Annotated in this window: 20 protein-coding genes and 2 pseudogenes; 6 read left to right on the top strand and 16 right to left on the bottom strand. The window is 68.1% G+C overall.

All coding sequences use genetic code 11. The features are described 5' to 3' along the window. Positions 1-2: 2 nt before the first annotated feature. The 8 genes and pseudogenes from pcaC to GKO32_RS02015 form a co-directional block, all read right to left on the bottom strand. The gene (gene pcaC / locus GKO32_RS02050; protein ID WP_154755004.1) at positions 3-380 is read right to left on the bottom strand and encodes a 4-carboxymuconolactone decarboxylase; all 378 of its coding nucleotides are present in this window, start codon (positions 378-380) and stop codon (positions 3-5) included. After that, entirely contained in the window at positions 377-1,144 is a 768-nt protein-coding gene (gene pcaD / locus GKO32_RS02045) for a 3-oxoadipate enol-lactonase (protein WP_312867420.1), read from the bottom strand. Before pcaD ends, pcaC begins: the two co-directional genes overlap by 4 nt. Next, positions 1,134-2,459 (bottom strand): class-II fumarase/aspartase family protein, encoded by a 1,326-nt coding sequence (locus GKO32_RS02040; RefSeq protein WP_154755003.1) that lies wholly within the window; start codon positions 2,457-2,459, stop codon positions 1,134-1,136. The genes pcaD and GKO32_RS02040 overlap by 11 nt, the downstream gene beginning before the upstream one ends. Further along, entirely contained in the window at positions 2,452-2,982 is a 531-nt protein-coding gene (gene pcaG / locus GKO32_RS02035) for a protocatechuate 3,4-dioxygenase subunit alpha (protein ID WP_312867419.1), read from the bottom strand. The genes GKO32_RS02040 and pcaG overlap by 8 nt, the downstream gene beginning before the upstream one ends. Further along, on the bottom strand, positions 2,979-3,716 hold the full coding sequence (gene pcaH / locus GKO32_RS02030; RefSeq protein ID WP_154755002.1) for a protocatechuate 3,4-dioxygenase subunit beta: 738 nt from the start codon (positions 3,714-3,716) through the stop codon (positions 2,979-2,981). Before pcaH ends, pcaG begins: the two co-directional genes overlap by 4 nt. A 10-nt stretch (positions 3,717-3,726) precedes the next feature. Next, positions 3,727-4,902, bottom strand: coding sequence for a thiolase family protein (locus GKO32_RS02025; protein WP_154755001.1), 1,176 nt, complete (start codon positions 4,900-4,902; stop codon positions 3,727-3,729). Next, complete coding sequence (locus tag GKO32_RS02020) at positions 4,902-5,627, bottom strand: CoA-transferase subunit beta (protein WP_154755112.1); 726 nt, start codon at positions 5,625-5,627, stop codon at positions 4,902-4,904. Before GKO32_RS02020 ends, GKO32_RS02025 begins: the two co-directional genes overlap by 1 nt. A 140-nt stretch (positions 5,628-5,767) precedes the next feature. Continuing rightward, positions 5,768-6,556, bottom strand: a pseudogene (locus GKO32_RS02015) (CoA transferase subunit A); the annotation flags it as partial. Between the two features lie 98 nt (positions 6,557-6,654). On the opposite strand from GKO32_RS02015, the gene GKO32_RS02010 reads away from it, so the two are divergent. Beyond that, positions 6,655-7,572, top strand: coding sequence for a 2-hydroxyacid dehydrogenase (locus tag GKO32_RS02010; RefSeq protein ID WP_154755000.1), 918 nt, complete (start codon positions 6,655-6,657; stop codon positions 7,570-7,572). A 25-nt stretch (positions 7,573-7,597) separates the two neighbouring features. Continuing rightward, positions 7,598-8,281 (top strand): HAD family hydrolase, encoded by a 684-nt coding sequence (locus tag GKO32_RS02005; protein ID WP_312867418.1) that lies wholly within the window; start codon positions 7,598-7,600, stop codon positions 8,279-8,281. Between the two features lie 52 nt (positions 8,282-8,333). Here the strand turns inward: GKO32_RS02005 and GKO32_RS02000 are convergent, their stop codons facing one another. Continuing rightward, the gene (locus tag GKO32_RS02000; protein WP_154754999.1) at positions 8,334-8,642 is read right to left on the bottom strand and encodes a HesB/IscA family protein; all 309 of its coding nucleotides are present in this window, start codon (positions 8,640-8,642) and stop codon (positions 8,334-8,336) included. An 87-nt stretch (positions 8,643-8,729) separates the two neighbouring features. Further along, positions 8,730-8,978 (bottom strand): annotated as a pseudogene (locus GKO32_RS01995) (hypothetical protein); the annotation flags it as partial. 99 nt (positions 8,979-9,077) lie between these two features. On the opposite strand from GKO32_RS01995, the gene GKO32_RS01990 reads away from it, so the two are divergent. Together GKO32_RS01990 and shbA are read left to right on the top strand one after the other, a co-directional pair. Next, positions 9,078-9,509, top strand: a complete 432-nt coding sequence (locus GKO32_RS01990; RefSeq protein WP_154754998.1) for a GtrA family protein — start codon at positions 9,078-9,080, stop codon at positions 9,507-9,509. A gap of 296 nt (positions 9,510-9,805) precedes the next feature. Beyond that, entirely contained in the window at positions 9,806-10,480 is a 675-nt protein-coding gene (shbA, locus tag GKO32_RS01985) for an RNA polymerase sigma factor ShbA (RefSeq protein WP_154754997.1), read from the top strand. Here the strand turns inward: shbA and GKO32_RS01980 are convergent. The 4 genes from GKO32_RS01980 to GKO32_RS01965 all read right to left on the bottom strand — a co-directional run bounded on the left by GKO32_RS01980 (position 10,471) and on the right by GKO32_RS01965 (position 13,095). Continuing rightward, positions 10,471-11,451: a TIGR03557 family F420-dependent LLM class oxidoreductase gene (locus tag GKO32_RS01980; RefSeq protein WP_312867417.1), complete on the bottom strand. Its 981-nt coding sequence runs from the start codon at positions 11,449-11,451 to the stop codon at positions 10,471-10,473. The genes shbA and GKO32_RS01980 overlap by 10 nt on opposite strands. After that, positions 11,430-11,750, bottom strand: coding sequence for a WhiB family transcriptional regulator (locus tag GKO32_RS01975; protein WP_154754996.1), 321 nt, complete (start codon positions 11,748-11,750; stop codon positions 11,430-11,432). The genes GKO32_RS01980 and GKO32_RS01975 overlap by 22 nt, the downstream gene beginning before the upstream one ends. Before the next feature lie 79 nt (positions 11,751-11,829). Further along, positions 11,830-12,288 carry a MaoC family dehydratase gene (locus GKO32_RS01970; RefSeq protein ID WP_154754995.1) on the bottom strand — a complete coding sequence of 153 codons (459 nt, stop codon included), beginning with the start codon at positions 12,286-12,288 and terminating at the stop codon, positions 11,830-11,832. 315 nt (positions 12,289-12,603) lie between these two features. Continuing rightward, positions 12,604-13,095, bottom strand: coding sequence for a metallophosphoesterase family protein (locus tag GKO32_RS01965; protein WP_154754994.1), 492 nt, complete (start codon positions 13,093-13,095; stop codon positions 12,604-12,606). Positions 13,096-13,192: 97 nt separating this feature from the next. Between GKO32_RS01965 and GKO32_RS01960 the strand changes: the two genes are divergently transcribed. After that, the gene (locus GKO32_RS01960; protein WP_154754993.1) at positions 13,193-14,977 is read left to right on the top strand and encodes a VanW family protein; all 1,785 of its coding nucleotides are present in this window, start codon (positions 13,193-13,195) and stop codon (positions 14,975-14,977) included. Here GKO32_RS01960 and GKO32_RS01955 read toward each other — a convergent pair. After that, complete coding sequence (locus tag GKO32_RS01955) at positions 14,961-15,677, bottom strand: TetR/AcrR family transcriptional regulator (RefSeq protein ID WP_154754992.1); 717 nt, start codon at positions 15,675-15,677, stop codon at positions 14,961-14,963. The genes GKO32_RS01960 and GKO32_RS01955 overlap by 17 nt on opposite strands. A 135-nt stretch (positions 15,678-15,812) precedes the next feature. On the opposite strand from GKO32_RS01955, the gene GKO32_RS01950 reads away from it, so the two are divergent. Then, a complete protein-coding gene (locus GKO32_RS01950; protein WP_154754991.1) occupies positions 15,813-15,998 on the top strand; it encodes a DUF5302 domain-containing protein in 186 nt (61 codons plus the stop codon). A 1,236-nt stretch (positions 15,999-17,234) separates the two neighbouring features. Here the strand turns inward: GKO32_RS01950 and GKO32_RS01945 are convergent. Further along, entirely contained in the window at positions 17,235-18,308 is a 1,074-nt protein-coding gene (locus GKO32_RS01945) for a Glu/Leu/Phe/Val family dehydrogenase (protein ID WP_312867416.1), read from the bottom strand. Between the last annotated feature and the right edge of the window lie 76 nt (positions 18,309-18,384).

Genomic DNA, 18,384 nt, shown 5'->3' with positions numbered 1-18,384 from the left:
ACTTACTGGCTCATTTCCGACAAGGTTTTCTGGGCGACGGCGAACGCGGCGTTCGCGGCGGGCACGCCGGCGTAGGCACCGGTGTGCAACAGGACTTCGCCGATCTCGTCGGGAGTGAGCCCGTTCGTGATCGCGGCGCGCACATGCATGGGAAGCTCATTCTCGCAGTGCAGTGCGGTCAGCACGGCGAGCGTGATGCAGCTGCGGGTCCTGCGGTCCAGCCCGTCACGGGTCCAGATCGAACCCCACACCGACCGCGTGATGTAGTCCTGGAATTTTTCGCTGAATTCGGTGGTGTTCGCGCTCGCGCGGTCCACATGGGCGTCACCGAGCACCTCGCGGCGGACCCGCGTACCGGCGTCGAAAACGTCGTCGTTCATGCGTCCTCTTTCAGGTGGGCCAGAATCAGCTGGGTGAAGCGCCCGGCCTGTTCATAATTGCCGAGATGGGCCGCGTGTTCCACGATCTCGAACCGCGCGCCACGGATGCCGTCCGCGAGGACGCGGCCGTGCTCCAAAGGCAGTGCCCTGTCCTCGGCCCCGGAAATGACCAGGGTCGGGGCGGTGACCTTGGGCAGGCCGGGTACAAGGTCGAGATCCGCGAGCAGCTCACAGCACGACGCGTAGCCCTCGGCCGGGGTGGTGGCGGCCATCTCCAGCATGGCGGCGGCCTCGCCGGGGTTCGCGTCGATCCAGGGCCGGGTGAACCAGCGGCCGAGCGCGCCGTCCGCGATGCTCGCCATGCCCTCGATGCGCGCGGTTTTGGCTCGGTCAAGCCACATTTGGGTGTTGCCGGGCTGTACGGAGGTGCAGCACGCGACGAGAGTACGGACGCGGTTCGGGGCGTTCTGCGCCAGCCAGACCCCGGTCATCCCGCCGAGGGAGAGCCCGACGAAATGCGCCTCGGTCACGTCCAGCCGGTCCAGCAACGCGAGCACATCCTCGCCGAGGTCGTCGATACCGTAGGGACCATTCGGCGCGGGCGAGCGGCCGTGCCCCCGGGTGTCGTAGCGGATCACGCGGAAACCGTTGTCCACCAAGGGTTTCACCTGCGGCTCCCACATCCGCAGGGTGCTCCCGATGGAGTTGCTCAACACGACGGCGGGGCCGTCACCCTCGACGACGTGGTGCACCTCAACGCTCACTGCGTTCCCTTTCGTTCAACGCCCGCTCGACGAATACCCGCGCACTGCCCAGATAATCAGCCGGATCCAGCAGCTGCGCGATCCGCTCCCGGCTCAACTGCTTGCCCACCAAAGGATCCTGCGCGAGCAGATCGACCAGCGCTCCCTCACCCGCGAGCGCCCGCCGCACGCATTCGGTGACCGCGTCGTGCGCCGCGAGCCGTCCCGTTCCGGCCGCCAGTTCGGTGGTGACGCGTTCGGACAAGGCGGCCCCACCGGTCGCGTCGAGGTTCTTCCGCATCCGCTCAGGATCGACCCGCAGGCGCTCGAAACTGGTGCGCAGCCAGTGGATCGCAGAGCCGGTGCCGCGGAACAGTTCCGTGAGCGGCCGCCATTCCGCGTGCCATGATCCGGCTGCCCGCTGGTGTTCCTGGGGCATCGCGCCGAGCACCGTGCTCACCAGACCGGGCGCCTGCTGGGCGGCGGCCTGCGCGGCGATCGCCGCGATCGGGTTTCGCTTGTGCGGCATGGTGGAGGAACCGCCACTGCCTTCGCCGACTTCCGCCACCTCGGCGACTTCCGTCTGTGCCAGCAACGTGATCGTCCGGCTCACCGCACCGGCCACTCCGGACAGTTCGCCGAGCGCACCGGCGAGTTCCGCGATCCGGGTCCGCTCGGTGTGCCACGGCAGCGCGGGCTCGTCCAGGCCCAGCCGGCGGCTGAAGGCGGCGAGCACCGCCGGCCCGTTTTCGCCGAGCGACGCGAGTGTGCCCGTCGCACCGCCGAGTTGAGCCGCGAGCCGCACCCCACGCAGGCGGCGGGCCGCGGCGTCCAAACCGGACAGCCAGCCCGCCGCAGTGAGCCCGAACGTCACCGGAATCGCCTGCTGCAACAGACTTCTCCCGGCCTGCACGGTCCCGGCGTGGGCACGCGCCAGCTGGGCCGCCTCGGCGGCCGCCGCGTCCACGTCCTCCAGGAGCGGTTCCAGCGCGCGCTTCGCCAGCAGCATCACCGCACTGTCCATGATGTCCTGGCTGGTCGCTCCTAAGTGGACAAACCGGCCGGCGTAACCGGCCTGCCTGGTGAGCTCGCGGACCAGCGGCGCGGCGGGATTGCCGACGCCGACCGCCTTCGCGCCGAGCTCGGCGACGTCGAAGAACCCCTCACGGCACACCTCGGCGATACGGTCGGCGTGCTCGCGTGGAATCAAGCCGCCATCCGCCTCGGCTTGTGCCAGCGCCGCCTCGACGTCGAGCAACGCGCGCACCCACGCGGCGTCGCTCACCTCGTCGCGGACGGGACCGGCCGCCAGCACCGGATCGAACAGCTCAGACATCAAAAAATACTGTCTCGCCTTCGCCCTGTAGGCGCACGTCGAAGCGGTAACCGTCCTCGGTTTTCTGCGCGACCAGGGTGTGCCGCCGCTCCTCGGGGACCGAGCGCAACACCTCGTCGGCGGCGTTTTCCGCGGCCTTGTCGGCGAAGTAGATCCTGGTGACCACGCGGTTGAGCAGACCGCGGGCGAACACCGAGACGTCGATATGCGGGGCCTGCCCCTGCAGCGCGCCGGGCACCTGGGTGAGGATGCCGTACGTGCCGTCGCTTCCCGTCGGGCAGCGGCCGAACCCGCGGAACCCCGGCACCCGGCCGCGCGGGTCATCGGGATGGTCGAATCGGCCGTCCGGATCGGCTTGCCAGGTCTCGACGAGCGCGTCCGGCACCACGTCGCCGTTCCCGTCGTAGACGGTGCCCCGGATCCACACCGCGCCCGGCGTGCCTGCGGACACCACGGTCGGCCCGTCCTCCCACGGCAGCCCGATCGCCAGGTATGGCCCGACCGTCTGCGATGGCGTGCTCACTCGTCCTCCTCGTCCTCGAAAACGGACTGTTCACGGCCGCGCACCACGATGTCCCACTCGAACGCCAGCGCCCAGTGGTCGGTGGTGCGGCTGTGGTCGTAACGCGAGATCATCCGCTGCCGTGCCTTTTCGTCCGGGACCGAGTTGAAGATGGGGTCCTGGAAGAACAACGGGTCGTCGGGGAAATACATCTGCGTGACCAGCCGCTGCGGAAACGCTTGCCCGAACACGGAAAAGTGGATGTGCGCCGGGCGCCAGGCGTTGTCGTGGTTTCGCCACGGGTACGCGCCGGGCTTGATCGTGGTGAACTCGTACCGGCCCGCCGAGTCGGTGACCGTGCGCCCGACACCGGTGAAGTTCGGGTCGATCGGGGACGGCCAGTTGTCGCCTGTGTGCCGGTAACGCCCGCCCGCGTTGGCCTGCCAGATCTCGACCAGCGAGTCGGGAATCGGCCTGCCGTCGGAGTCCAGCAACCGGCCGTGCACGATGATGCGCTGCCCCTGCGGCTCGCCGTCGTGCTGGACCGTCAGGTCGTTGTCGTGCGCACCGACCCGGCCGGGGCCGAGCAGCGGGCCGGTGACCTCGGTCAGTTTCTGTGGCAGCAGGACGAGCGGCTGCTTCGGGTGGCGCAACCTCGTCGAGCCGTAGCCCGGCGAACCGAGCGGAGGATGCGTGCCCTCGGGATCCCGCCGATAGCGCGGCAGGATCAGCCTGTCACTGGCCGGAGCCGCCATAGTCATCTCCCTATGCTTCGAGTACGACTGCCAAACCTTGTCCGACACCGATGCAGATCGCGGCCAGGCCCCAGCCACCACCACGACGGCGCAGCTCGTGGGCGAGGGTGCCGAGAATGCGGCCGCCGGACGCGCCGAGCGGGTGCCCGATCGCGATCGCCCCACCGTTGACGTTGACGATCTCCGGGTCCACTTTGGACCATTCGGCGAGGCAGGCGAGTGACTGCGCCGCGAACGCTTCGTTGAGCTCGACCGCGGCGAGGTCGTCCCAGCCGATTCCCGCACGTGCCAACGCGATTTCCGCCGCGCGCACCGGGCCGATGCCGAACACATCGGGGTCCACCCCCGCCGCGCCACGGCCGGCAATGCGCGCGAGCGGCACCTTCCCGAGCCGGTCGGCGGCTTCCTGGTCGCCGAGCAGGACCGCGGACGCGCCGTCGTTGAGCGGGGACGCGTTGCCCGCGGTGACCGTACCTTCCTTGCGGAACGCGGGTTTGAGCTTCGCCAGCTTGTCCACAGTGGAGTCAGGACGGACACCTTCGTCACGGGTCAGCTCCGTGCCGGGCACCGGAAGGACATGCGAATCATAGAAACCGGAGTCCCACGCCTTCGCCGCATTCAGATGGCTGCGTAGCGCGAATTCGTCCTGCTCGGCACGGCCGATGCCGTAACGCTCGGCGAGCCGTTCGGTGCTCTCGCCCAGCGAGATCGTCCACTGGTCCGGCATGTCCGGGTTGACCATGCGCCAGCCCAGCGTGCTCGAATGCAACGTCTGATTTCCCGCGGCGTAAGCCTTTTCCGGCTTCTGCAGGATCAGCGGCGCCCGGCTCATGGACTCCACGCCACCAGCGACGACGAGCGAGGCATCACCGGTGGCGATGGACCGGCTGGCCTGCATCGCCGCGTCGAGCCCGGAACCGCAGAGCCGGTTGACAGTGCTGCCGGGCACACTGGTGGGCCAGCCCGCGAGCAGTGCCGCCATCCTGGCCACGTTCCGGTTGTCCTCACCGGCCTGGTTGGCGTCCCCGAGGATCACTTCATCCACAGTGGACGGATCAAGATCGTTGCGGGAAGCCAGTTCCCGGAGCACATGTGCGGCGAGGTCATCGGGACGCACCTTCGCCAGCGCCCCGCCGTAGCGGCCGAATGGAGTGCGGATCGCGTCCAGGACGAATGCGTCGGTCATCACGCCGCCTTCAATTCGCGCAGGGTCTTCAGCTCGGCTTCGCTGGGCGGTTCCGTAGTGGACAGTTCCGGGGAGACCTTCAAATCCCAGCCCGTCGCCTCGCGGACCTGCTCGACCGTCACGCCGTCATGGACTTCGGTCAGCACCAGCTCGGCGGTCTCCGGGTCGGGCCGGAACACGCCCAGATCGGTGATCACCAACGTCGGCCCGGCACCGTGGAGTCCGAGCTTCTCACGCTCTCCCTTGCCGCGGCCGTGGCCGAAGGAGGTGATGAAATCGACCTGCTCGACGAAGCTGCGCTTGCTCTGCCGGACCACGACATACACCTCATGGCAGGACGCGGCGATCTCCGGCGCACCACCCGCGCCCGGCAGCCGCACCTTCGGATGCTCGTAATCCGCACCGATGACCGTCGTGTTGATGTTGCCGAACTTGTCCAGCTGCGCGGCACCGAGGAAACCGACGTCGATCCGGCCAGGCTGCAACCAGTAGTTGAACACCTCGGGCACGCTGATCACCGCGTCCGCGGTCTCGGCGAGGATGCCGTCACCGATGGACGCGGGCAACCGGTCCGGTTTGGACCCGAGCGTGCCGGATTCGTAGACCAGCACCAGATCCGGCGCGTGCGTGCGACGCGCGAGATTGGCCGCGGTGGAGGGCAGGCCGATGCCGACGAAGCACCGCTGCCCGTTTCTCAGCGACCGGGCGGCGGCGATCGACATCATCTCGTCGGACGTGTAGGTCCGCTCTTCCGTGACACTCACTTGGCCGCCTCCTGCGCCTTGCGGGACACCCGCACCCGGTCGGCGCTCACGAGCGGGGCTCCGCCATCGTCGCTCGTGTTCACCTCCATCGAGAACACCTTGTCGCTCAACCACTCTTCGAACGAGTCCCGATTCCGCCCAATGGAATCCCAATACTCGTAATAGCCGTTGTCGCGCTCGTAGTAACCCTGCGCGTAGGAGGGATGGGCACCGTGCGGCACCTCGGCGACCGCCGTGACCGCCCACGACGGCAGGATCAGCTGACCCGGCACGGGCTCCAGCTCGTCGACGATTTCCTCGACCGTGACGAGGCTGCGCTTCGCGGCCAGCACCGCTTCTTTCTGTACGCCCACGAGCCCCCAGATCTGCACGTTCCCGGCACGGTCCGCGCGCTGCGCATGGATGATCGACACGTCGGGGTTCAGTGCGGGCACCGCAGCCAGCTGCTCACCGGTGAACGGGCAGGTGATCTGCTTGATCGTGCTGGTGTGCTTGGGCAGGTCCGTGCCGGTGTAGCCGCGCAGCACCGCGAACGGCAGCCCGGACGCGCCCGCGACATACCGGTTGGCCATCCCGGCATGGCTGTGCTCCTCGATTTCCAGTGGCACCGGCCAGGAGTTCTGCACCGCGTCCCGGAACCGGTGCAGCGAACCGACCCCGGGATTGCCGCCCCACGAGAAGATCAGCTTGCGCGCGCAGCCGGCACCGATGAGCTGGTCGTAGACGATGTCCGGGGTCATCCGGACCAGCGTCAGGTCCCGCCGCCGCTGGCGGATGATCTCCTGCCCGGCCGCGTGCGGGATCAGGTGTGTGAACCCCTCCAGCGCCACCGTGTCGCCATCGTGGACCAGCCGCGCGACCGCGTCGCGCAAGGACAGTATCTCGGCCATTGAGCTCCCTCATGACAACGCGATGTTCGCATTCCGCACAGTAGTTCTAGATACGAACATAGTTGGTGCCGCGAGGGCTCGCAAGAGAAGGTGGACGCATGCGGATCGTGGTGACGAGGCGGATACCCGAAGCGGCGCTGGTCGAACTCCGGGCACTGGGCGAGGTCCGGGTGTCCACACAGGACCGGCCGCTCGAACCGGACGAGTTGCGGAAGGCCGTCGCGGGCGCGCACGCGATCGTGAGCATGCTGCACGACCGGATCGACGAGTCGGTCGCCGAAGCCGCCGGGCCGCAGCTGCGGATCGTCGCGAACGTCGCCGTCGGCCACGACAACATCGACGTGCGCACACTCACCAGCCGCGGCATCGTCGTCACGAACACCCCGGGCGTGCTCACCGACGCGACCGCCGATCTCGCATTCGGGCTGCTGCTCACGCTCACCCGCCGCATCGCCGAGGGAGACCGCCTGCTGCGCGCCGGGCAACCGTGGTCGTTCCACCTCGGCTTCATGCTCGGCAGCGGGTTGCAGGCCAAGACACTCGGCATCATCGGTCCCGGGCAGATCGGGCGCGCGATGGCAAAGCGAGCCGAGGCGTTCGGCCTGCACGTCGTCTACAGTGGACGGTCAGAACCCAAGGAAACCCTGCTGCGCCAGGCCGATGTGGTGTCGCTCCACTGCCCGCTGACCCCGCAGACGCACCATCTCATCGATGCCGCCGCGCTGCGGATCATGAAACCGACCGCCGTATTGATCAACACGACCCGCGGGCCGGTGGTGGATGAATCGGCGCTCGCCGACGCCCTGCTCACCAAGCAGATCGCCGGCGCCGGGCTGGACGTGTTCGAGCACGAGCCCGACGTGGAGCCGCGGCTGCTCGAGTTGGACAACGTGGTGCTCACGCCACATCTGGGCTCGGCGACAGTGGAGACCAGGACGCAGATGGCGCTGCTGGCCGCAGACAACGTGACTGCCGTGCTCACCGGGAAGGCGCCGGAAAACCCGGTGCGAACCTGACTGGTACGGCAGTACAGTTTTTCGAGTGCGGAAAACCCTGATCTTCGACGCCGATGACACGCTCTGGGAAAACAACGTCGTCTTCGAGCGCGTCATCGACGACTACCTCGACTGGCTCGCGCATCCGACGCTGGACCGAGCCGAGCTGCGCGCGATCCTCGACGACATCGAGCGGGCGAACGCGGTCGTGCACGGCTACGGCACCGCCGTTTTCCTGCGCAGCCTGCACGACTGCCTGGCGCGGCTGCGTGAACGCCCGGCGACCGAGCAGGAGCGGCAGCAGATCCTCGAACTGGCCGACCAGCTCGTCAACCAGCAGGTCGAGCTGATCCCCGGCGTTGCCGACACGCTCGCGCAACTCGGCGCGCGGCACGAGTTGTTCCTGCTGACCAAGGGGGATCGCGAGGAGCAGCAACGCAAGATCGACGCGTCCGGGCTCGATCACCACTTCTCCCACGTGCACATCGTGCGGGAGAAGGACATCGGCACGTACCTGGAGCTGGTCGAGCGGCACGCGCTGCGCCCGGAGCACGCGTGGATGATCGGCAACTCGCCGAAGTCGGACATCGTCCCCGCCCGCCGGGCCGGGCTCAACGCGGTCTTCATCCCCAGCAAGAGCACCTGGGTGCTGGAGCACGACGTGGTCGATCCGGCGGACGAGAAGGTGCTGCACCTGGCTCGCTTCCCGGAGCTGCTGACCCACTTCTGACGGCGGTAGGCCGGGCCCACAGGGGGAGCCCGGCCTTCCGCGCGCTTTCGGTTCAGGCTTGGGGTGTCTCAGGGGCGGGCATGACGGCGAAGTTGAGCTGGCCCTGGTCATCCTGCTGCACGTCGAGGACCTTGTCGTCGAGGAACTGGGCGGCCTGCGGCTCCAGGAACACCCGGGCTCCGGCGTCCGTCCCCACCACCTGGTCACCCGCCTCGGGCTGCTCGGCCACGGACAGCGCCAGCTGCGCACCCGCGTCCTGCTGGGCCTGCACGGCGAACCGCAGTCCGCCCGTCTCCTGTTTGCCTTCCTGGGCGGTCAACGCGCTGATCGCCTCGGCGGCAGCGTCGGTCAAAGCGAGCATGGTTGTTCTTCCCTTCGGTTACGTGCGCTCGTGTCTTCCGACCATAGGGGCCCCGGGACGCTCACGCGCGACGGGTCAGCCTCATCGCTCATCGGCCGGCGGGGGCTGGACATCCGGGCGTTCCTGTCGCAACCGCTCGTCGAGCGACTCCCCTTCGCGTTCTTCGCGGGGTGTAGTGCCGAAACGATCGGAGTGGGCATACCGCTCCGGTGGTTCGACGCCCTCCTCCAGCGGGTCGGCGCCGAGCCGGTCTTCATCCAGATCTTCCGCACTGTTCAACGCGGCCGGATCGGACTCCACGGCATCATGAACGGGATGTCCGTGTGCCTCACTCATGCCACAGCGGTACCCCCGGCCCGAACCGGGCAAACCCGGAGAGCAACGTCACTCGGTTGTACCGTGCAAGAAGTTGCTAAGGCTAGGTAAGTTGACGTCATGACCATGGTGCAGTGGAGCGGACGGCACACCGGCCGTCGGTTCGACACTGCTCACCCGATCGTCTGGTATGTCGCCGCCGGAGCGGTGACGACGGGATTGCAGGAACTGGTCTTCCTCGCCGCCCGCCCCTTCATTACGTCGGTCGCCGCGAATGTCCTGGCTATCGCGCTCACGACATTGGCCAACACCGAATTCCATCGCCGCGTCACCTTCGCGCAGATGCGAACTTCCGCGCTGAAACTTCATGTCCAGTCGCTCGGGACTTTCGTCTTCTATGCCGGCTACGGATCGATTGTTCTGCTCTTGCTCCAAACATTTGTCGATGCGCCGTCAGCAACGCTGGAAGCGGTAATTCTTGCCCTCACCAGCGCAGTTGGTGGTGTCTTACGATTTATCGTTCTTCGCTGGTGGGTTTTCACCACTCGTTGACCACCCCTTGTCGACAACGCACCGATGTCAGTTGTGCACGAAAATCGCTCGGAACTGCGCACAGTGCTCAACCGGCGATCGTCAGCAAACAGACCGCTGCGGCAAACGGGGTATCTCAATGAGATCTCTTGTTGAAATATGGACTGCCGGACATCGGCCGCATACGATTACGCTCAGTCGCATCGGTAGCGGATGGGCAGGGACCTAAAGGGAGTATCCGCTCACCGAGGGTGACAGACGTTGACCTCCGGCTGCGACCGGCCGTAGGGGTCGCCGTTGTCGTTGGGGAGTCGACTATGAGAACCGAAGTCCCACCGGATACCGCCGTGCCCGCAGAAGCATCGGTACCCGGTTTCACCATCCCGCAGTCCTTTCCGCGGGGTCCCGCACAGCGACTGACCAAGGAGGAACTCGACCCGGCCGTCAAGGAAGCCGCCACCGGGGATCCGGCCGCCATCGCCCGGCTGATCAGCATGATCACGCCCGTCGCCGTGCGGTACTGCCGTGCCCGGCTCGGCGGTCGAGACCTGTCCTACCTTTCGGCGGACGACGTCGCGCAGGAGGTCTGCCTGGCTGTCCTGCACGCGCTGCCGAACTACCAGGACCGCGGCGGCTCGTTCCTCTATCTCGTGCACGCGATCGCATCGAACAAGGTCGCCGACGCGTACCGGCTGGTGTCACGGGATCGCTCCGACCCGGTCGCCGAACTGCCCGAGCGCCCGCTGACGGACAACGAGCCGGAAAAGCGCGTCCTCGACGTGGACCTCGGCGCGCGGCTGAACAAGCTGGTCGCGACGCTGCCGCCGCTGCAACAGGAGATCCTGACGCTGCGGTTGGTGGTGGGTCTGTCCGCGGGCGAAACCGCCGAAGCGCTCGGCATCTCCGCCGGCAACGTGCGGGTCACCCAGCACCGCGCACTCACCAAGCTGCGCGCGATGATCACCCGGGAAGGAGATCTCGTTCAGCCGTAAGCCTTTTCGAGCTCGGGGAGGAGCTCCGAAGAGGCGAACTCGAAGAACCCGTCCTGTTCGCCGCCACCGATCTGGATCAGTGCCAGATCGGTGAATCCGGCATCGGCAAAAGGTTTCACCGCTTCCACGATCGCACCGGCGTCGGGTCCACACGGGATCGAGTCGGCCACGTCGTCCGGCGTCACGAACTTGGTCGCGCCCGCGAACGCCGGGGTGCCCGGCAGTTCGGCGTTGACCTTCCAGCCGCCACCGAACCAGCGGAACTGCGCGTGCGCGCGCCGGACGGCTTCGTCCCGGTCCGGGCCGAACGCCACCGGCAGCTGCGCGAACTTGCGAGTCGTGTCCAGACTCACCTGTTCCCGTTCGCCGTCCCACCACTTGATCAGCTCCGGGTCCGGCTCGGTGGTGATCATCGCGTCCGCGACCGGCGCGTACCGTTCGACCGACTGCCGCCCGGACACCGCGACCGCGATCGGGGTGCGTCGATCGGGGAGATCCCACAGCTTCGCCGAATCCACGCGGTAATGCTCGCCGGAGAAGTTGACATAGCCGCCGTCGAACAGGTCGCCGATGATCTTCACGGCCTCGCTGAGCATCTCGTGCCGCACGTTGACCGGCGGCCAGCCGCGGCCCACGACATGCTCGTTGAGGTTCTCCCCCGCGCCGAGACCCAGGATGAACCGGTTGTCCGACAGCAGGGACACGGTCGCCGCCTTCTGTGCGACGACCGCCGGGTGGTATCGCATGATCGGGCACGTCACGAAGCTCAGCAGCTCCACCCGATCCGTCACCTGGGAGACTGCGCCGAGCACACTCCAGGCATACGGCGCATGCCCTTGCTCGTCGAGCCATGGCGAGTAGTGGTCACTGCAGACCTCGAACCGGAACCCGCTGTCCTCAGCGGCTTTCGCGAACCGGACCAGATCCTTCGGCCCGGCCTGCTCGGTCATCAGTGTGTAACCGAAACGCACTTCTCGCTGTCCTCCTCACGCTGCTTGCGACGCGAGATCGCGGCACGGCGCTCCGACTCGTCCAGACCGCCCCAGACCCCGAACGGTTCCTCGGCGGTCAACGCGTGGTGCCGGCACTCGACGATGACGGGGCAGGACTGGCAGATCCGCTTGGCCCTGGCCACCCGGTCCGCGCGGGCGAAACCGCGCTCCCCGTCGGGATGGAAGAAGACGGAGCTGTCGAGGTTCCGGCAGTTGCCGTTGCGCTGCCACTCCCAGATTTCGGCGACCGGGGTGGGCAGCCGTGACGTATCGGCCATGGTCAGACTCCCTCACGTGACGCTGTCGCAAGGGAACTACCCCGCCCGATTCGCGGCTACACCTGCCTTTTTGTGTGACTCAAGTTGCGGTCGCCCACCGGCGGAGGACGAAGTTGAGCGCGACGGCGGTGAACACGGTCTCGTCATCCTGGTTGCGTAGCTCGACGAGGCTGCGCAGCAAACCACGGTCCGGCTTGGATTTCGACGGCCGCGCTTCGAGCACCTGAACCCGGGCGCGCAGCTCGTCACCGGGGCGCACCGGCTTGAGCCAGCGCAACTCGTCGATGCCGGGGCTGCCGAGGCTCGACGCAGCGGACAGGTAGTTCCGCACGACCAGCTTCATCATCAGGCTCGCGGTGTGCCAGCCACTCGCGATGAGGCCGCCGTACGGGCCGGCCGCGGCCGCCGGGGGGTCGACGTGGAACGGCTGCGGGTCGTACTTGGTGGCGAACTCGAGGATTTCGTCCTCGCTCACCTTGATGCTGCCCAATTCTTCCGTCGAACCCTCGACGTAGTCCTCGAAGTAGCGATCGCTCATGACGAGCAGCCTCCCACACCAACCGGTCACGGTACCGGCATGACCGGCCTTGACCTGGTTCTTTCGGCGCGACGGGGTTCACCGGCGCGCCGCCACGCGAGTTGCGCGTTCCCGCAGCGCGAGTTGCGCGTTCCCGCCACGCGAGTCGAGCGTTCCCGTCGCGCGAGTTGCGCGTTCCCGCCGCGCGAGTTGCGCGTTCCCGTCGCATGGAACGCACAACTCGGCCGCACGCAACGTGCGACTCGGCCGCACGCAACGTGCGACTCGCGCGCAGGCTGATCTTCCGGGTCGTCGCCTGAGTCAGAGGCGGTTGAGTCAGAGGCGGTGCAGCCGCACGTCGGTCAACTCCGCATCCGCGATGAGCGCGGTGAGATAAGTACAGTGCGGCTGGCGGCGACGGTCGGTCGGCGACCCAGGGTTGAGCAGGCGCAATCCGTTGTCCGCCAAGGAATCCCACGGAATGTGGCTGTGCCCGAACACCAGCACATCGGTGTCCGGGAAGGCGGCCGCGCAACGCTGCTCGCGCCCTTTCGCCGCCCCCGTCTCATGTACGACCGCGAAGCGCAGCCCGTCCAGCTCCGCGCGAGCGATCTCGGGCAGACGTGCGCGAAGTTCCGGACCGTCGTTGTTGCCGTACACACCGATGAGCTCGCTGCTGCGCGCTTCGAGTTCGTCGAGCAGGCTCACTTCGACCCAATCTCCCGCATGGATCACGACATCCGCCTCCTCCACCGACCGCCAGACCTGCGCCGGCAGGCGCCGCGCGCGCCGGGGTACATGGGTGTCCGCGAGGATGACGAGACGCATGCCTCAGCTGTACACACCCGCTGTCCGGCACGCCACCCGACCGCCGTAACCTTTCTCCCTGTTGTCCGGATTCCGCCTGCCCCCGGGAAGGTGCCCCTTGCCGCAGGAACCCGTGTGGCCCACGGCCGACGCCGAGCAGACCGACGTCTTCGACCCGCCGACCGTGGTCATCCCCCGAGTCGAACCTCCGCACAAGCCCCGCCGGGCACTGCGCCGCGCCGGCATCATCGCGGGCTCGGTGCTGGGCGTCCTCGCCGCGCTGTACGCGGTCGATTTGCTGGTGAGCCAAGGCAATGTGCCGCGCGGGGTGACGGTCGCGGGAGTGGATGTCGGCGGGCTCAAGCGCGCGGACGCGGAGGAACGACTCCGCTCGCAGATCGAGCCGCGGCTGGTCAAACCGGTGTCGGTGCGCGCTGGTGACGTCAGCGCGACCATCGACCCCGCCCGCGCCGGGCTGAGCCTCGATTGGGCGTCCACTTTGGACCAGGCGGGTGCGCAGCCCACCAACCCGTTCACCCGGCTCACGTCATTCTTTACCACCCGCGAGGTCGGTGTGGTGACGCGTGCGGACAAACCGCAACTGGTCAACGCACTGCAAAACCTGCGCTCACAAACGGATCGCGCGCCCGCGGAGGGTGCGATCCGCTTCGAGGGCGCGACCCCGGTCGCCGTGCAGCCGCGCGCGGGTCAGCAGCTGCAGATCGACGACGCGGCGATCACAATTCTGGCGAACTGGGCGTCAGGGCAGCCGGTGACGCTGCCGGTGCACCAGACGCCGGTGAACGTGTCGGCCGAAGCGGTCCAGACCGCGCTCACCCAGCTCGCCCAGCCCGCGGTGTCCGGACCCGTCGTGGTCCACGGCGACGGTGTGAACGCGACCCTCAGCCCGGCGGCGATCGCGGCCGCACTGCGTTTCGAGCCCGCCCCGGACGGCACGCTCGCGATGAAGGTGGACAACGCGAAGATCGTCCAGGTCGCGGGTCCGCAGCTGAAAACCACCGAGAAACAAGGCAAGGACGCGCAGATCGTGTTCGCGGGCGGGCGGCCGACCGTGGACCCGTCGGTGGACGGCCGTGGCGTGGACTGGAACCCGACCCTCGAGCCGCTGCCCGAGCTGCTCAAGCACAGCGACCGGCGTGAGCTGACGGCGAAGTACGTCGACATGCCGGCGAAGGTCACCACGGACCAGGCCGACCAGCTCGGCATCACCGAAGTCATCGGCGAGTTCACCACCGGCGGGTTCGCCGCGGACTCGGGTGTCAACATCCGCATGGTCGCGCAGAAGGTCAACGGGGCGATCGTGAAACCAGGGGAAACGTTCAGCCTCAACGGTTTCACCGGTCCCCGTGGCGCGGCGCAGGGATACGTCGAGGCCGGGGTCATCGAGAACGGCGCGCCGGGACGCGAAGTCGGTGGCGGCATCTCGCAGTTCGCGACCACGCTGTACAACGCGTCGTACTTCGCCGGGTTGAAGGACGCCGGGCACCGCGAGCACAGCTACTACATCAGCCGCTACCCAGCCGCGCGCGAGGCGACGGTGTTCCAGAACCCCGACGGGTCCAGCGTCATCGATTTGAAGTTCACCAACGACTCGCCGACCGGGGTGGCGATCCAGACCATCTGGACGCCCTCGTCGATCACGGTGAAACTGTGGGGCACCAAGCGGTACAACGTCGAATCGGTGCCGGGCGAGCGCACGAATCCCGTTGACCCGCAACCGAAACCGGGTCCGCCGCAGAACTGCCACGCGTCGAACGGTGCGCCCGGATTCACCACGTCCAACACGCGGGTGCTGCGGGATGTCGCGACCGGCCAGGTCGTGCGCTCGGACAAGCGGACCGTGCACTACAACCCGCAGCCGAAGATCACGTGCGGCGGATGACGTCCAGCCGCACTCCGGCGCCGTCGAGGCAACGCTCGATCGAATAGTCGAAGATGTCGGCGAAGTAGCTGGCGCGGCGTTCGGGGTCCGTGGCAATCGTGTACACCGAGGCGCTGAGCGCGGCGAGGCCTGGCATCGTCTGGTCGTCGCGGTAGTTGCTCCACAGCGCGAGGTTGCGGGCACGGACGTCGGCGTGGCGCACCTGCTCGTCCTCGACGGAGACGAAGTGGCAGATGACGTTGGCCAGGAATTGGTAGAGCTCCGGGCTTTCGTCGCCGAATCCCGCCTGCTGCAGGACGCGGATGCCGCGGTCGATCGACGGGGCCGCGGCCAGGACGGTCACCCCGTACACGACGATCCGGCGCGCGACGCCGGGGTAGCGGAGCAGGACGGTGCGCAGCTCGCGAGCAAGGCTGCGGAACCAGTCGCGCCAGTGCAGGTCCTCCGGTGGCAGCGGGAACATGCCGATGACCCGGTTGACGACGGCGGTGACAACCGCGTCGCGATCGCCGACGTGGTGGTAGACGACGGCGGGATAGGCCTGCACGGCGGCGGCGAGCTGGCGCAGGGTCCAGTCTTCGAGCCCGTGGCGGGCGGTCAGCTCCAGCGCCGCGTCCACGATCCCGTCCGGCGTGACGGCAGGCAGGCCCGCCGCGTCCCGGGAACGAGGACGGCCGGGTACCGCAGCAGAGTTCGCCATGGCGTTACCCTAGCTGGCCTGCTCCGCCTTACTGGCAGCCTGCCAGTTTCGGGCGGGGGGGTGACGGAAATCCGGTTGGCCACAGGACTCGGGACGTGGAAGGGTGACACTGTCGTCCGCAGCCAGGAGGGTCTCATGTCCGATCCCGCACCTTCGTCCGAGCCCACGGAGGACGACCAGAAGCGCCGGTTCCGCGAGGCGCTGGAACGGAAGCAGGCCCAGGCCCGCTCCGGTGATCAACACGGCAAGGGCGGTGACCGCAGCCAGCACGCACACGGTCCCGCTGCCGCGAAACGCACGTTCCGCCGCAAGTCCGGCTGACGGATTCTGGCGGGCGGGAGCTCAGCAGGCCGCGGGGCTCACGCGAACTCCCTGCGCTGGCACGGAAAGCTGCCGGGGCCGTTCGAGCCGCTACGAGCACGGGGCGCCAAGATCGCCGTTTGACTCCGACGGCGCCGCCCCGGCTGGCGAGCTTCACCGGCTGGGTCGACGACTCTCGGTCCGCGCCGACCCGGCAGCCCGCGGTCACGCCTCTGCCCGACCACGTCTTTACCACGCACGCAAATAACGCGAGCGGAAACCTCTCGCGCGGAAACAACTTCCCGGGCAACGGCTCTACCGCACGGCTTCACCTTCTGACCCGGAGCCGACGAGAGCTGAGCGAGCCGCGAGATTCGCGCGAACTCCCTGCGCTGGCGAGGAAAGCTGCCGGGGCCGTTCGAGCCGCTACGGGCAAGGGGCGCCAAGATCGCCGTTTGACTCCGACGGCGCCGCCCGGGCTGGCGAGCTTGACCGGTTGGGTCGACGACTCTTGGTCCGCGCCGACCCGGCAGGCCGCGGGCGCGCCTCCGTCCGACCACGTCTTTACCGCGCGCGGAAATAACGCGAGCGGAAACCTCTCGCGCGGAAACAACTTCCCGGACGACGGTTTTACCGCACGGCTTCACCTTCGCAGCACCGACGGGAGCTGAGCGGGCTGCGAGGTTCGCAGCAGCGAGCCGGCGAAACCCCCTGCGCCGGCGGGGAAAGCTGCCGGGGCCGCTCCAGCCGCTACCGGCCACGGGCGCCAAGATCGCCGTTTTGCTACGACAGCGCCGCCCCGACCGAGTTTCACCGGCTGGGTCGACCACCCGGCCGCACCGGCCCGGCAAGCCGCGATCGCGCGTTTGTCCGAGCAGGTCCTTACCGCGCGCGGAAGTAACACGAGCGGAAACCTCTCGCGCGGAAACAACTTCCCGGTGACAGCTTTACCGCGCCGCTTCACCTTCTGGCCCGGGGGCGACGGCAGCTGAGCGGGCCGTGAGGTCCGCGCGAACTCCCTGCTCCGGTGGGGAAAGCTGTCGGCGGCGCCCCCGGTACTGCCGATGAGCCCTACTGCCGACGGACGTCGGCGCTCGCCGCTAACGAACCCGGCTGGCGCTCGCCGCCACCAACCCGACTCGCGCCCGCCGCTGCGAGTTCGACTGGCGCTCGCCGCCACGAGCCCGGCTCGCGCTCGCCGCCCCGTGACGGGCCAGCGCACCTCGCCGCCCGTCACGGGCGGCGAGGTCGCGGGCGTCAGCGCGTCAGGATGCTCCGCAGGCGGCCGACCTCTGACATGCGGCGTTCCGCGAGCCGGTCGGCGGCCGTTGCTGGGGGGACGCCTTCCGTGTCCGCCAATGCGAAGACATCCCGTGTCGTATCGAAGATCGCCGTCGCCTTGCGCTTGGCGCGGGCGAAGTCAAAACCGTGCAGCTCGTCGCTGACCTGGATCACGCCGCCGGCATTCACCAGGTAGTCCGGCGCGTACAGGATCCCGCGGTCCACCAGCTGCTTCTCGATATCCGGCGTCGCCAGCTGGTTGTTCGCCGCGCCGCAGACAACCTCGGCGCGCAGCTTGGGCACCGTCCGGTCGTTCAGCGCCCCGCCCAGTGCACACGGCGCGAAGACATCCAGCGTGGTGGCGATCAGCTCGTCCGCATCAGTGGCGACATCGACATCCGGGTGCGCGGCCAGCACCCGCTCGATCGCCGCCGGCGACACATCGCTGATCACGACCTGCGCCCCCGCCTCGACGAGATGCTCGACGAGGATGTGCCCGACCTTCCCGACCCCCGAAACACCGACCCGCCGTCCGGTCAGATCCGTTGTGCCCCAACGGTAAGAGGCGCACGCCCGGATGCCCTGGAACACACCGAACGCGGTCAGCACCGAGGAGTCACCGGCCCCGCCGTCATCGGGCGAGCGGCCCGTCACGAACCGCGTTTCCCGCGCCACGACGTCCATGTCCTGGACATAGGTGCCCACGTCACACGCGGTGATGTACCGGCCGGAAAGCGACTGCACGAAACGTCCGTACGCCCGCAGCAGCGCCTCCGTCTTGACGGTCGCGGGGTCGCCGATGATCACGGCCTTGCCTCCGCCGAGATCGAGCCCGGCGAGCGCGTTCTTGTAGGCCATCCCCTTCGACAGCGCCAGCACATCGGCGATGGCGTCGTCCTCGGAGGCGTACGGGTAAAATCGGGTGCCACCGAGCGCGGGCCCCAGCGCGGTGGAGTAGATCGCGAAGATCGCCTTCAGGCCGCTCGGCTCGTCCTGGCAGAACACGACCTGCTCATGACCGCTTTCGCGGCCGAATATCCCTTCGGTCACGGTGGTGACTCCTCGTCGACGGCGGACGGCGGTTCGTGGCGCCGGCCGATTCCGGTTGTGGTCGAGTGGAAAGGTC

The organism is Amycolatopsis pithecellobii, assembly GCF_009707865.1.
GTDB lineage: Bacteria > Actinomycetota > Actinomycetes > Mycobacteriales > Pseudonocardiaceae > Amycolatopsis_E > Amycolatopsis_E pithecellobii.
This window is presented reverse-complemented; position numbering and strand designations above follow the sequence as displayed.